The sequence below is a fragment of the Acinetobacter sp. YH16042 genome, from assembly GCF_013417245.1.
GTDB classification, from domain to species: Bacteria; Pseudomonadota; Gammaproteobacteria; order Pseudomonadales; family Moraxellaceae; genus Acinetobacter; species Acinetobacter amyesii.
On the sequence record NZ_VPEJ01000005.1, the window covers coordinates 73,159 to 87,573 of the forward strand.

Below are 14,415 nucleotides of genomic sequence, written 5' to 3' on the forward strand. Positions count from 1 at the left end.
TGTAGCTCATTGCCCGTATTAACAGAGGAATTTTTATGTCGCTACCAAAATATAAAATGACAATGCTTGCTCTAACAATAGGCATTGCATCGGCAATGGTAGGCTGTAGCAGTAATCCAAAGAAAGAAGTGGTCGACACAGGTCCACAATCAAGCGAACAGATTTATATCGAAAAAGCACAAAAAGCGCTTGAACGTAACCAATATACAGATGCAGCAAAACACCTTGAAGCTCTAGAGACCTATTACCCTACAGGTAACTATGCGCAGCAAGCACAACTTGAACTATTGTATGTAAAGTTTCAGCAAAAAGACTATGAAGGTGCGATTGCACTTGCAGACCGTTTTATTCGTATGAACCCACAGCATCCGCAAGTTGATTATGCGTACTACGTGCGTGGTGTTTCAAACATGGAGCAAAACTACAATGGTTTGCTTCGCTATACTTCTTTAAAGCAATCGCATCGTGATGTGAGCTATCTCAAAGTGGCTTATCAAAACTTTGTCGACTTTATCCGTCGCTACCCATCGAGCGAATATGCAGTCGATGCCGCACAACGTATGAAGTTCATCAGTCAAGAATTGGCTGAAAGCGAAATGAATGCGGCACGTTTTAATGTGAAGCGTAAAGCATGGTTAGCTGCTGTTGAACGTTCACTTTGGGTGATCGAACATTATCCGCAAGCGCCACAAGTTCCAGAAGCTCTAGCGACTGTAGCCTATGGTTATGACAAACTTGGTGATAAAACCACGTCTCAGCAATACATTGAAGTACTTAAACTGAACTATCCAAAACTTGTGAAGTCAGACGGTACAGTCAATATGCGTGCTGCACGTAGTGAAGGCAGCTTCCTTAACCGTGCAACCTTAGGTATTTTCGGTAAAGAAGCACAGACGATGTCTGAGCAAACCTCTACAGATGTAGTTGAAAATGATGAAGAAAAACGTAGTTTAACTAATCGTTTAAGCTTTGGCTTACTCGATCGTCCAAAAGATGAAAAAACACAATCGACCGAAGCAGCTGAATAATATAGTCGCAACGAAGGTCGATTTTTCACAAAGGGCAAGTTAGAATACTTGCCCTTTTATCTTTTCAGGATCTACAGATTCGGTTAGATTAAAAGGTATACAATAGTTCGATGGACGATGCTGTACTGCATCCCCACTGAACTTACAGCATTGCTGATTTCAACATATTTCACGAACTGCCCAAATTCAATAGATAGACAGATAAAACAGCATGGCCATTCCTCAACATACAATTGATCAAATTTTAGATCGCACCGATATTGTCGATGTGATTGGTCAATTTGTGAAATTGAAAAAGACTGGACGCACCTACTCAGGATGCTGCCCATTCCATCAGGAAAAATCGCCATCTTTCCATGTCTATCGCGATAAACAATATTTTCACTGCTTTGGTTGTCAGGCCAATGGTAATGCCATCCGTTTTTTAATGGATATTGGTAGCCGTAACTTTATTGAAGTAATGAAGGATTTATCAAGCCAAACAGGTATTGAACTACCGAAAGACAATAACGATTCCAATAAACTCAAATATAAACGCGAATCTAAACCCAAAGCTGTACAAAAACCTGCAATCGAAACAAAAGCTCTGACGCCCCAAACAGGCGAAACACAGACTGCTCCTGCTGCAGTAAATTTCGAACACGACCCATTTGCTGAGTTTCAAAATAGCGAAGAAGCCTTTTATGGGAGCGATCCGTTTGCTCACTTTGACCAAGTTGCCAATGCTTTTGAAGATGTGCCGCAAGATGGAAACTTATATGACTTGCTGGAAAATGTCGCACAGTTTTATGAACAACAACTTCCGCTCAGTCCAATTGGGCAAGCTTATTTTAAACAACGGGGTCTCAGTGCAGACACCATCGCCTATTGGCGCTTAGGCTATGCCCCTGAAGATTGGCAACATTTAGAAAAAGCCTTTCCACAAGATATCGAAGGACTCAAACTTCTCGGTTTGATTCGAACCAGTGACAGTGGTCGTGACTTTGACCTACTGCGCGAGCGGGTGATTTTCCCGATTCGAGATGCGAAAGGTCGTGTGGTCGGTTTTGGTGGTCGTGCCCTAAATGATGAAATCAAACCGAAGTATATCAACTCTCCAGACTCTGAAGTTTTCCATAAAAACCAGTTACTTTATGGTTTATATGAAGGCCGTAAACAAAAAGCCCAAGACTGGTTAATGGTCGAAGGTTATATGGATGTCATTGCCCTTCAGCAATATGGCATTCATGGCGCTGTAGCAACTCTTGGGACAGCCAGTAATACAGAACATTTAAACATTTTATTTAAGCAAAATAGCCGTATTACCATTGCATTTGATGGTGATGCCGCAGGTCAAAAAGCAGCTCGTCGTACGCTCGAAATTGCACTGCCATTACTGAATGATGGACGTGAACTTAAATTCTTTGTTTTGCCAAATGACCACGACCCAGATTCACTGATCCGCCGTGAAGGTATTGAAAATTTTCGACGTTTACTGGACACCTCACCGCTACTTTCTGAGTTTGTTTTTGCACATTTAACGCAAAATCATAATGTTGCTTCGCCTGAAGGTAAAAGTCAGGTGATGGGCGAACTGAGACAACTGACTGAACTGTTGCCGAAAGGTGGTTCATATCGTTATTTGCTACAGCAATATTTCCGTGAAAAATTAGGGTTTAGCCGAAAGTGGCAGCCTCAAGTCAATAATGATGCATCATTGAGCTTTAGTACAAAAATTGATGCCGAAGAATATGTGATTGCGATTTTAATCAATCATCCTTATCTCTACATTCATTTTGAGCCTTTACGCGCCTTAGTTTCACAAGATCTCTTGCTTTATCACGTTTTAAATATTTTCAATGTGATTTTTGATGAATTGCCTGATGACCCAGAGTTATCGACCTATTATGTACTCGGTGCATGTGCAGCTCATCATCATGAATTACAACATATTTTAGAGCATGCCAATATCAGTGACTATACGTCATCACCTGAACAGGCAGATAAACTTGCAGCAGATTTATCGACAAAATTGCAATATCAATTCTTACAACTCAAGATCAAGTCGAATAAGTTTTCTAGCCTTGCTGAAATGCGTAATTTAAAACAACGTATTTATGATATTGATAAAAAAAGATCGCTCACCCTCCTTGAAGATTAAGTTTTAACTTCAAGTTCAAGCTGTGAACGACATGCTATTCAATGAATCAGCTTATTTATTTTTTTGGTTTACGGCGATTTTCAGCCACATTAACTAAATCTTGCTCTATCATTTCAAAATATGCTGGGTCTTCCGCCATCGCAGCATTGCGCAGCACGATAGAGGTCGGATGCAATAGTTTTTGGGTTAAACGATGCGACATTTCTTGCATAATCTTCGCAGCATCTTCACCCTTTTGTAGACGATTCAAGGCCAAAGCCAGCTCTTCTTGACGTAATGACTCCCCATGTTCACGGTATGCATGAATCGTCGAACCAGCCAAATTCACTTTTTGCTGTGTGATTAAATCTGTCGCAAGCTGATTGACCATCACTTCGGCTTCAACTGCCGCCTGACGACGCTGAGCCAAGTTTTCTTCTATGACTGTTTGCAGATCATCTACACCATATAAATAAACACCATCTAAACTTTCAACTTTGGCTTCAATATCACGGGGTACCGCCAAATCGACCAACAACATTTGTTTATAACGGCGTTTTTTCAATGCTGCTTTGACATCCGCAAAATAAATCACTTGATGCAAGCTTCCAGTACAACTTGAAATTACATCTGCGCGATGTAAATTGTCTGCCAAATCTGCAAAATCAATTATTTCAACTTCTACACGATGAGCAATCTCTTGGGATAAAGCTTCAGCACGGGCACGTGTACGGTTACAGATAATAATTCTACCCACACCCATTTCGGCCAAATGCTTCGCAACCAAGCTATTCATTTCACCAGCAGCAACAATCATGACCGTCAATTTTTCAGGTTGACTAAAGACTTGTAAAGCGAGCTGAGCAACAGCATAGCCCATCGATACCGCATGACTTCCGACTGCTGTTTCAGAACGCACTCGTTTTGCCGCATAAAAGGCATATTCAAAAATACGGTTTAAATTTGGGGAGACAGTTTCGGCATCTTTGGCTAATGACAAAGCCGTTTTAACTTGACCTAAGATTTGAGGCTCACCAAGCATGAGCGAATCCAAGCCGCTAGCCACACGCATGAGGTGTGTCACCGCCTGTGCATTTTCATAACGATACACATGATTTGACAATTGCTTTACATCGATACCATTTGATTGGGCGAGCCAATTCAATACCATGTCTGCATTTTCAGACATCGCATAGACTTCGGTACGATTACATGTAGACACCACCACCATGTCATTGAGTTCAGGCGTATGGCTTTGCTGTTCAAGCAGTGCAGTTAACTTTTCAGGGTTAAATGCAATCTGTTCACGCAGCTCTACAGAAGCGGTTTGATGGTTGACACCCAATGCAAAGAAAGACATATCAGATCATCATTTCGCTAAATTTATGCTATTGTGCAACATCGGTGTCATAAAAAGCATTACTTGGATCAAGAAAAATTGCGTCTAACAAATAGCCGACTGAACGGCCAGACAATAAAGCAGTATTCTACCACATTCTTACTTGTCGGTAGCATGGCTTCTACTGCCCCAATTCGGGCCGTGGGAGAAGTTTACCATGCAAATTCAGGATATGATGCAATTAAACAAAGTATGATTGCGGAATTTGCCTTAGCCTATAACGACATTCCAACCGCGCTTCATAACTACACCGTGCTTGCAATCAAAAGTAAATCCACCATGGTCAAACAACGTGCTTTAAACGTTGCAATTGAGCAAAATGATCTACAAGCAGCTTTAGACATTGCCACACATTGGGTTGTGCAAGAACCTGAAGATGTACCAGCATTATTTTATTTATCACATATTGCTTTGAAAGCCCATGAATATGAGCTTGCCGCCGAAACACTTGATAAAATTTTAACCATTGACCCAAATGCAGATTTAGAACAAATATTGGCGGGTATTTCCCCTGAATCAGAGGAAGATCGCGCTTATCTGATTCAAGCACTGACCGCTAGCAAGGAAAAAACCAACCCTTCTATTTTGGTCTTAGTCGCAGGTTTACAAGCTCAAAATGGTGCCTTTGCTGATGCCTTAGACACCATTAATTTAGCACTGAAAAAACGCCCGAAAGTGACTGGCTATATCCTAATGAAAGCCAATTTACTTATGTCGTTAGGTGATGAAGAAGAAACCTTAAAATGGTTCGAAAAATCCAGCCGTAAACACCGTAATAATATGGAAGTTCGCTTAGCCGAAGCAAAATATTTAATTAAAATCAATCAGTCAGAATTAGGTCTAGAAAAACTCGAAGATATACTAAAGAAATGGACATCTGCTGAAGAACCGCTATTTATGGCAGGTTTGACCAGTATTGACTTAGAGCTTTATGAAAAAGCCGAAAAGTATTTGGTGGAGTTACGTTATTCGAGCAAATACCAAAATGAAGCGTATTACTATCTCGCAGTAAATGCTGAACGCAAACAGCATTATGAAACGGCAAAAGCCTATTATCGCCTTGTTGATGGCAGTCTTTATACAGTTTCACGGCGCAATATGATCAGCATTTTTAGCCAGCAAAATAAGCTGCATGATGCACTGCGCTTTTTAACCCAAGAGCGGGTTAATTATCCTCAACATGCCAGTTTTTTATATCTTGCTCAGGCAGATATTTTAAAACGCATGAACAATAAAAAAGCAGCAGTTCGTTTACTTGATGAAGCGGTAAAAAACTTACCTGAAGATCCAGAGCTCATTTATGCCGAAGTTCTACTGCTCGACGCCCATCAAGATAAAGATAGACTCGACCAATTACTAAAACAATTACTTGAAATTGAACCCAATAGCCCGACCTATTTAAATGCATATGCCTATACTTTGGCGGTACAAAATAGACGCTTAGATGAAGCCCGAAAATATGTCGAACATGCCTTGGAATATGCTCCTGAGCAAGCCTCAATTTTAGATACGTTCGGTTATATTTGTTATTTGCAAAATGATTTTAGTACATCTGCATCTATTTTGGCCAAAGCGTATGAACTGAGTAATAGTTTAAAAATTGGCATTCGCTACGCACGATCAGTCTTCATGCAAGGTGATATGAATAAATTTGACGCGTTGTTACAACAACTCCAACAAAAACATCCGAATGATCCGCAATTAGAGCAACTACATTCGTTATTGTTACCCCAACCCATGAAAAAGAGTTAGAAAGAGTTTATGCAAGTATCTTCAAAATTTGGGGTATCTGCCCTGACCTGCTGCGCTTTATTTTTTACCGGTTGTCAGCAATATGTTAAAACACCCGATCAACCCAGCCCTGAAGAAGTCGCTGCAAATCAATTCAACTTACAAGGTAAGATTGGTGTGCGCACGCCACAACAGTCAGGAAGTGCTTTTTTTACTTGGGTTCAAGACCGCAATGAATATGATATCGAACTGAGTGGCATATTAGGTGTTGGAAAAACTCAAATCAGCGGTAAACCCGGTCAAGTTCAGTTAAACAGTGCAAAAACCGGTTTAATTGAAGCAGAAACACCTGAAGAATTACTGGAACGTGCTACTGGTTGGCAAGCTCCCATTACCCACCTCGTCGACTGGGTACAGGCGCGCCCTGCAACCACACAAGCAAAAATTCAACGCGATACTGCACAGCGCCCACAACAGATTATTGAAGATGGTTGGACGGTTGACCTAAGCTATAACGAGACTGCGACGGTACCGAACAAGTTAATTTTAAAACAAGCACTTGAATCCGGTCAGGAAAACCGTATTACAATGGTGATTCAAAATCGTTAATTTGCCTAAAAGCTGAGCTATGACTTCTGTGATTCGTGTACCTTCTCCTGCAAAACTCAATTTGTTTTTGCACATTACTGGCCGACGTCCTAATGGATATCACGAATTGCAGACGATTTTTCAGCTCATCGATTTATCTGATTGGATGGAATTTCACCCACTTGCAAATTCTGCTGATGAAAATTTTATTCAAATTGAGGGCTTAAACAGCGTCAATCTAGAGCAAAATTTAATTTATCGTGCTGCTCAAATACTCAAACCGTTTGCTAAAGCACTGACTGCACAAAAAATCCACATCGAAAAAAATATTCCGATGGGTGCAGGGCTCGGTGGTGGTTCATCCAATGCAGCAACAACCCTTATTGTGCTCAATCAACTGTGGAAATGTGGTCTAAATACTGAACAACTAGCAGAACTCGGCTTACAACTTGGGGCAGATGTTCCCGTGTTTGTACATGGTCTAAATGCATGGGCTGAAGGCATCGGTGAACACTTAACATTCATAGATTTAGCTCAAAAACAGTACATTGTGCTGAAACCTGACTGTTTTATCAGCACTCAACTGCTTTTTTCACAAAAAACGTTGACAAGAGACTCAAAGCCCACTAAATTTTGCGGCTATCAGGAAACGCCATCTGATTTTGGAAATAACTTTGAGCCTGTGGCACGAAGCTTATATCCCGAAGTCGATGAAGCAATGCAGTACTTAGATCAGTTCGGTGCCGCAAAGCTTACAGGTACAGGTGCTTGTGTATTTACTGAAGTAACTGAAAATATGAATATTGATGACATATTGAAAAATGCACCATGTAAATCTTACTTGGTTCGCAGTTTACAAGAATCACCATTACGTCATTTTGAAGTTTGATATAGGGGCGTCGCCAAGTGGTAAGGCACCGGGTTTTGATCTCGGCATCCGTTGGTTCGAATCCAGCCGCCCCTGCCATCATTTTTCACCTGTAGATGTAATTGCTGTAAAGTATTAGGGGCGTCGCCAAGTGGTAAGGCACCGGGTTTTGATCTCGGCATCCGTTGGTTCGAATCCAGCCGCCCCTGCCATTTACTTTATTCGCTATTTCATCAATTTAGGGGCGTCGCCAAGTGGTAAGGCACCGGGTTTTGATCTCGGCATCCGTTGGTTCGAATCCAGCCGCCCCTGCCATTTTCTTCAAAAAAGACAGAGCATAATTTGCAGTATCTTTGTTGTTTCAACTTGACAAAATACCGCAAAAATATTAAAGTTCTGCCGCATTAGGGGCGTCGCCAAGTGGTAAGGCACCGGGTTTTGATCTCGGCATCCGTTGGTTCGAATCCAGCCGCCCCTGCCATCTAATTCCCTAATTTGCCAACCGCCAAGGGTGCTTCATGCCCAATCTTGTCGTTTTTAGTGGATCTGCACATCCACAATTCGCCCAAAAAGTCGTTAGCCACCTTCACATCCCTCTAGGTGCTGCATCTGTAGGTCAATTTTCTGACGGTGAAATCGCTGTCGAAATTACTGAAAATGTTCGTGGTAAAGACGTATTCATCGTACAACCAACTTGTGCCCCAACTAACGATAACCTTATGGAAATCTTAGTTATGGCTGATGCTTTGCGTCGTGCAAGTGCTGGTCGTATCACTGCTGTCATTCCTTACTTTGGTTATGCTCGTCAAGATCGTCGTCCACGTTCAAGCCGTGTGCCAATTACAGCAAAAGTTGTTGCAGATATGCTCACAACTGTTGGTATTGACCGCGTTGTCATGATCGACCTTCATGCTGACCAAATCCAAGGTTTCTTCGATATTCCTGTAGACAACATCTACGGTACTCCTGCGCTTTTAGCAGATCTTCGTCAACAGTCACACGACAACTTAATGGTTGTTTCTCCTGACGTTGGTGGTGTAGTACGTGCGCGTGCTGTTGCTAAGCAAATGGGTGATATCGATCTTGCGATCATCGACAAACGCCGTCAAAAAGCGAATGAATCTCAAGTAATGCACTTGATCGGTGACGTTAAAGGCCGTGACTGTGTCATCGTTGATGATATGGTGGATACAGCAGGTACATTGTGTAAAGCTGCTGACGCACTAAAAACTTTTGGTGCTCGCAAAGTTGTTGCTTACGCAACTCACCCAGTACTTTCTGGTAAAGCTTTAGAAAACTTGAAAAACTCTGTGATTGACGAATTGGTTGTAACAGACACCATTCCGCTTTCAGAAGAAGCTCAAGCTCTTGGTAAGATTCGCCAAGTTTCAGTTGCAAGTATGGTTGCTGAAACAATTCGTCGTATTAACAACGAAGAATCTATTAGCGCAATGTTCGATTCTTATCTATAATATAGCGCTAAATTTAAAAGCCCTGCCTTTTGGTGGGGCTTTCTATCACTAGACTGGTCGAAGGTCTAGTCAATTAAACTTAAATAGGAATGTCTATCATGGCAAACTTCGTATTAAATGCAGTAGCACGTGAAGAAGCAGTACAAGGGAAAGGTTCGAGCCGCCGCCTTCGTCTTCAAAATAAAGTACCAGCAATCATCTACGGTGGTGCAGCTGAACCTGTAGCAGTTACTTTAGAACTTCGCGAACTTGTTAAAGCTTTAGAAAGCAACGCGTTCTTTGAAGAAGTTGTTGAAATCAACATCGACGGTAAAGCTGAAAGCGTTAAAATCCAAGCTTTACAACGTCACCCAGCTAAAAACACTCCTATGCACGCTGACTTCAAACGCGCATAAGTGTTAAATGGTGTAAATGAGTGAGCAAACTTTCACTGATTGTTGGTTTGGGTAACCCAGGTTCTGAGTATGCCCAAACCCGCCATAATGCAGGCTTCTGGTTTGTAGAACGCCTTGCAGAACAATATGGCATCCAACTTAAAGCTGATCCTAAATATAAAGGCATCAGTGGTCGTGGTAATATCGAAGGTCAAGACGTTCGTCTGCTGTTACCCACAACCTTTATGAACCTCTCAGGTCAAAGTGTTGTTCCCTTCGCCAAATTCTATCAAATTGCTCCTGAAGCAATGCTTATCGCACACGATGAACTCGATATGAACCCGGGTGTCATTCGCCTGAAAACGGGCGGTGGTCATGGTGGTCATAATGGTTTACGCGATATCGTCCCGCATATTGGTCCAAATTTCCATCGTTTACGTATTGGTATTGGTCATCCTGGTTCTAAAGAACGTGTCTCAGGCCATGTTTTAGGTAAAGCACCAAGTAGTGAACAAGGTTTAATGGATGATGCAATTGCACATGCCTTATCACGTACTAAATTGTTGGTAAGTGGTGAGATTCAGCAAGCCATGAACCAGATCAACGCTTACAAATAGAACTGACAATTCCACAAATTGTTGAACAATACTTATTGCCATCTGAATGATTTCAGAGCAAAATGCGCTTGCATTTGACTGCTCACCCAGCATTCAAGAGATTGTTCCACCATAAGATACGATCTTAGGTCTACCAAGGAGACGCTAGCCATGCTATCTCGTTTATTAAAAGCTAAAATCCACCGTTGCGTCGTTACACAAGCAGAATTACATTATGAAGGTTCTTGTGCAATTGACGGTATTCTTCTAGATTTAGCCGGTATCCGTGAGTATGAAGAAATTCATATGTGGAACGTGACTAATGGTAAGCGTTTTACCACTTATGCCATTCGTGGTGAAGAAGGTTCTGGCATTATCTCTGTAAATGGCGGTGCTGCTCACCAAGCAGATATTGGCGACTTGATGATTATCGCAACTTTTGGCGATTTCACAGAAGCTGAAGCAAATACACATAAGCCACGTTTAGTCTATGCGAACCCAAACAACACTGTGAACCACACAGCGAACTGTATTCCAGTTCAAGTTGCTTAATTCAAGCATTTAAAGATTCTAAAAAGCCCGCAAAATTTGCGGGCTTTTTTATGGCTGAACTATGCATTATTGACTGCAAAAATTCAGTATTAGACGCATATCACTACATACAACTCAACAGCCCAATTTGTCTACCCTGCTCTCGGGCCCTTCCACCATGCTTGGTTTTGTTTACAATCAAAGGGCTGTAAATGCTCTCCGACCAAACCCACCAACAAAGGCTGACCATTTTCTTGTACCTTTAGCTCTGCATATTGCGCATCGCGATAGCACGCTTCCAAGCCTTCAGCAAATAAAAAGCTGCTCGCCGCGGGATATAAACCCTCAAATCTATTGTCAGGATTTTTGAGCACCAGTTTTGTAGATGAGCTTGGATACTGCGCTAACAACTCTGGGTTGAAACTGGTTCGAATCACTCTACGCTGTGCATCAAGCTGCACATAACTCACAATACTTTTTTGATCTACAAAATAGTCACGGTGTACATTTTCTTCTGTATTTGCTTTGGCAGCCTGCCCATTGGCAGATTGCTCTTTTGATGACTGACCACCAAAATAGAGCTGATAATTCAAGGCCATATAATCTCCTTGAATCAAAGAGCGAGGATCGACCGGTTGCAGCTTTACATAAATACTCTGACTGTTTGCCAGATGCCATTCATGCCGTGCAATCATCAGTACAAATAAAAGAATACTGAGTACAGCCAAACCAATAGGAAGCATTTTTTTATTAAGTATGTTCATCATGCTCCTTCCCCTTGTTTATGCTGTATCGCAGTTAACATTTTGGTGATGCCAAGCAGCAAAAGACCAGAGATCAAAATCGTTAAACTTTTCAGTAAAAAGCTCAACCCTAAATTGTAATACAGCATCCATAAGCTAAAAATGATCAACACGATGCAAAGGGCTTTAACCAAAGATTGCTGATAGACCTGCGCCCATGCCAATAAAACCAATAACAAGAAAATTTCAAAATAGCCCATCGCAATCAGCACAAGGCCCAATAGCAGTAACAGCCATTTTTCGCGCCCCGTCTGTTTTTGCTGATTTGCGATGTAAAGGCCAAGCCAAACCACAGGCAGTAGATAAACGATAAACAGGTCAAGAACACCATGTTGGGTCTGTTCAAAATGTAGAACGTTATTTGACAAGGTCTGCAACACCACACCCGCCAATACGATGCATAACATCCACAACACAACACTTTTTCGATACATCGAGTGCAACCAAGCTGTTGCACTCCCGAGCAAGAAAATCAGTAGAATATAATTCAATCCAATCACAGCTAAGATGACATGTTCATCGCTCATAAAAAGATCGGCATCAAATAGTGTGGCCACTGCAAGGCCATATCCTGCAATGAGTTGAATAAAAACAATAAACCAATGCATTCGACTAAACAAACAGAGCAAGATAACGCCAATTTGTAATACTAAAATAAACCCAATGCTATCGGTCAAGCTCTCTGTATGTATGAAGACCGCAGATTGGCCACATACCCATAAGCAGTAAGCAAATTGGCGACTAAAGATACTTTTAGCTCGTCGAATCAACCACCAAGCCACAGCCACAAAAACTAAGCCCATGACGATTGAAAACGCCTTCCAATAGGTCAGCAATAAGCTCGATAAAATAATGCCTGCGAACCATGCCCCAATCGCTAAAGGAATAACTGCAAATTTAGTCTGTGGCAGAAATTTCATCAGTGCCCAACTGATCACCGCAAACCAAGCAAATATCAGCAAGGCAAAAACCAACAATCCTGCACTCGAGTCAGATAAAATATGTTCTGCCCATTGGAAAATCAAAATACTGAAACTCGCGGCGAGACCTGCAGCTTGCAAACTGGTTTCTAATGCACGATGTTGTCGATAAAAATAGATAATCAGATAAATTGGAAGCAACAATGCAAAAATTAAATATTGCCATTGATACTGCTCTGCCCCATTTCCGCAGTATAAAAACATGCAATACATCGACATTAGTGTAATGAATGCAATAAATACTAAGCGCAGTGCAGCATAATATTTCAAACAATAGGTCACACAAATTGCCGTCAATACATTCATACAGAGTAAATACCACCAAGAATGATCAACGATTAAATAGCTTTGTTTAAAATATAAAAATAATGCCAATTGACTGATCAAACACAGTAACGCAAAGACTCCGATATTCGGTCGATATAACCAAGGTAAAAGCAGCAAAGCCCAGACTAAAAATAACAGATAACTGTCTGCACCTGTTTGATAGACCTGTCCAATCACAGCCAAACTCAATCCGAGCAACAAAGCACTTAAAGCATCTAAACTTTGCTGAATCCAAGCATGCCTTGCAAAATATACACTCGTCACAGCACTCAGTAGCAACAGCAACATTGGAATTGCCAATTGAATGAATTTTGGCAACATCAACCAGTTTGCCGCGATCAAATACACGAAACTGGCTGCTATCAGTGCAACACCAATCACTTGCAGATACCGAATGACCTGTACATCTTGGAACAGATCTGTTGAAAACTCTTGATCTAACTGTGAACGATGCAGCTTTATATTCTGCTGCTGAGAATGCTGAGGAGCGGTCATTTTTTATCATTATGCAATCATGGTTGATTTATCGGCACGATAGCATGCTTTGACACACTTTATATAAATGCTTACAAATCCAATCTTATAACTTTACTTATCTAAAATTTTGCAAATGATTCTAAGCAATAATCCCCCATCATCACTCAAACAGGTCTATACTCAAGACACATCGCTTCAGGGCGGGGTGAAATTCCCCACCGGTGGTAAATTTGCTGGGCTGAAAGCCCTGCAAAAAGCCCACGAGCCAATCGTTTAAACGCGATTCGCAGATCAGGTGCAATGCCTGAGCCGACGGTATAGTCCGGATGAAAGAAGACGACGTCACATCTCTATATCATTGATCATTTTCAATATATATCGTAACGCCACTATTTCACATGTCCTGAAATGTTCAACCGTATCTAAAATTTACGCGAGCGTTTCAATGTCTAGTTTAATTCAACCCGAAATTTTCTTTTCTGCCCTTCCACCTGCAGAACAGCGCATGCTGCAAGCCTTAGAAGACATTCGTCAAGGCAAGCCTGTTTTAGTCATGGACGATTTTGACCGTGAAAATGAAGCCGACCTGATTGTTGCTGCAGAAACACTCACTGTAGAAACCATGGCACGTATGATTCGTGACGGTTCAGGAATTGTCTGCCTGTGTTTAACCGATGCTCAAGCCAATCATTTAGAACTTCCACCCATGGTGTCTGATAACTCTAGCCATTTTAAAACTGCCTTTACCGTAACTATTGAAGCTGCGGAAGGTGTTACTACTGGAGTTTCAGCAAAAGACCGAACAACTACAGTCAAAGCCGCAATTAAAGATGGTGCTGTTGCTAGTGACTTAAACCGTCCGGGTCATGTTTTTCCTTTACGTGCGCGTGAAGGCGGCGTATTGACCCGTCGTGGACATACTGAAGGGACTATTGATTTGGCACGTCTGGCCGGTTTAAAACCTGCAGGTGTTTTGTGTGAATTAACCAACCCAGACGGCACAATGGCCAATGGCGTACAAGTTTTAGCGTATGCACAAACCCATCATTTGACTGTACTCACCATTGAAGAAATTGTGCAATATCGTTTACAGCACAATCTCTAGTGCGAATTAATTAAAGC

At 41.6% G+C, this 14,415-nt stretch carries 13 protein-coding genes, 4 tRNA genes and 1 riboswitch; of the genes, 14 read left to right on the top strand and 3 right to left on the bottom strand.

The window, feature by feature from the left end; translation table 11 throughout:
- Nucleotides 1-35: 35 nt before the first annotated feature.
- Nucleotides 36-1,028, top strand: coding sequence for an outer membrane protein assembly factor BamD (locus tag FTV37_RS05385; RefSeq protein ID WP_180021948.1), 993 nt, complete (start codon nt 36-38; stop codon nt 1,026-1,028).
- A gap of 211 nt (nt 1,029-1,239) precedes the next feature.
- Nucleotides 1,240-3,168, top strand: coding sequence for a DNA primase (locus tag FTV37_RS05390; RefSeq protein WP_180055762.1), 1,929 nt, complete (start codon nt 1,240-1,242; stop codon nt 3,166-3,168).
- A gap of 55 nt (nt 3,169-3,223) precedes the next feature.
- Here FTV37_RS05390 and hemA read toward each other — a convergent pair whose 3' ends face one another.
- Nucleotides 3,224-4,507: a glutamyl-tRNA reductase gene (gene hemA / locus FTV37_RS05395; RefSeq protein WP_078191358.1), complete on the bottom strand. Its 1,284-nt coding sequence runs from the start codon at nt 4,505-4,507 to the stop codon at nt 3,224-3,226.
- A 78-nt stretch (nt 4,508-4,585) separates the two neighbouring features.
- Between hemA and FTV37_RS05400 the strand changes: the two genes are divergently transcribed.
- The 11 genes from FTV37_RS05400 (at nt 4,586) to panD (ending at nt 10,727) form a co-directional block, all read left to right on the top strand.
- Nucleotides 4,586-6,298 carry a hypothetical protein gene (locus FTV37_RS05400; RefSeq protein ID WP_180063209.1) on the top strand — a complete coding sequence of 571 codons (1,713 nt, stop codon included), beginning with the start codon at nt 4,586-4,588 and terminating at the stop codon, nt 6,296-6,298.
- Between the two features lie 9 nt (nt 6,299-6,307).
- Complete coding sequence (lolB, locus tag FTV37_RS05405; protein ID WP_180005450.1) at nt 6,308-6,886, top strand: lipoprotein insertase outer membrane protein LolB; 579 nt, start codon at nt 6,308-6,310, stop codon at nt 6,884-6,886.
- A gap of 28 nt (nt 6,887-6,914) precedes the next feature.
- Nucleotides 6,915-7,754, top strand: a complete 840-nt coding sequence (ispE, locus tag FTV37_RS05410; RefSeq protein ID WP_180011570.1) for a 4-(cytidine 5'-diphospho)-2-C-methyl-D-erythritol kinase — start codon at nt 6,915-6,917, stop codon at nt 7,752-7,754.
- Between the two features lie 3 nt (nt 7,755-7,757).
- A tRNA-Gln gene (locus FTV37_RS05415) sits at nt 7,758-7,832 on the top strand.
- 38 nt (nt 7,833-7,870) lie between these two features.
- Nucleotides 7,871-7,945 (top strand) — tRNA-Gln (locus tag FTV37_RS05420).
- A 28-nt stretch (nt 7,946-7,973) separates the two neighbouring features.
- Nucleotides 7,974-8,048 (top strand) — tRNA-Gln (locus tag FTV37_RS05425).
- A gap of 91 nt (nt 8,049-8,139) precedes the next feature.
- Nucleotides 8,140-8,214: transfer RNA gene (locus FTV37_RS05430), tRNA-Gln, on the top strand.
- A gap of 37 nt (nt 8,215-8,251) precedes the next feature.
- Complete coding sequence (locus tag FTV37_RS05435; RefSeq protein ID WP_078191360.1) at nt 8,252-9,205, top strand: ribose-phosphate pyrophosphokinase; 954 nt, start codon at nt 8,252-8,254, stop codon at nt 9,203-9,205.
- A 98-nt stretch (nt 9,206-9,303) separates the two neighbouring features.
- Nucleotides 9,304-9,600, top strand: a complete 297-nt coding sequence (rplY, locus tag FTV37_RS05440) for a 50S ribosomal protein L25 (RefSeq protein ID WP_168378105.1) — start codon at nt 9,304-9,306, stop codon at nt 9,598-9,600.
- Nucleotides 9,601-9,620: 20 nt separating this feature from the next.
- Nucleotides 9,621-10,196 (top strand): aminoacyl-tRNA hydrolase, encoded by a 576-nt coding sequence (gene pth, locus FTV37_RS05445; RefSeq protein WP_168378106.1) that lies wholly within the window; start codon nt 9,621-9,623, stop codon nt 10,194-10,196.
- Nucleotides 10,197-10,346: 150 nt separating this feature from the next.
- Nucleotides 10,347-10,727, top strand: a complete 381-nt coding sequence (panD, locus tag FTV37_RS05450) for an aspartate 1-decarboxylase (protein WP_180063210.1) — start codon at nt 10,347-10,349, stop codon at nt 10,725-10,727.
- Between the two features lie 131 nt (nt 10,728-10,858).
- Here panD and FTV37_RS05455 read toward each other — a convergent pair whose 3' ends face one another.
- Together FTV37_RS05455 and FTV37_RS05460 are read right to left on the bottom strand one after the other, a co-directional pair.
- The gene (locus FTV37_RS05455; protein WP_257224212.1) at nt 10,859-11,473 is read right to left on the bottom strand and encodes a GDYXXLXY domain-containing protein; all 615 of its coding nucleotides are present in this window, start codon (nt 11,471-11,473) and stop codon (nt 10,859-10,861) included.
- On the bottom strand, nt 11,470-13,311 hold the full coding sequence (locus tag FTV37_RS05460; RefSeq protein ID WP_180063211.1) for a DUF2157 domain-containing protein: 1,842 nt from the start codon (nt 13,309-13,311) through the stop codon (nt 11,470-11,472). The genes FTV37_RS05455 and FTV37_RS05460 overlap by 4 nt, the downstream gene beginning before the upstream one ends.
- A gap of 170 nt (nt 13,312-13,481) precedes the next feature.
- A riboswitch (FMN riboswitch) is annotated at nt 13,482-13,635 on the top strand.
- A gap of 103 nt (nt 13,636-13,738) precedes the next feature.
- Between FTV37_RS05460 and ribB the strand changes: the two genes are divergently transcribed.
- A complete protein-coding gene (gene ribB / locus FTV37_RS05465; RefSeq protein WP_078191365.1) occupies nt 13,739-14,398 on the top strand; it encodes a 3,4-dihydroxy-2-butanone-4-phosphate synthase in 660 nt (219 codons plus the stop codon).
- Nucleotides 14,399-14,415 lie beyond the last annotated feature (17 nt).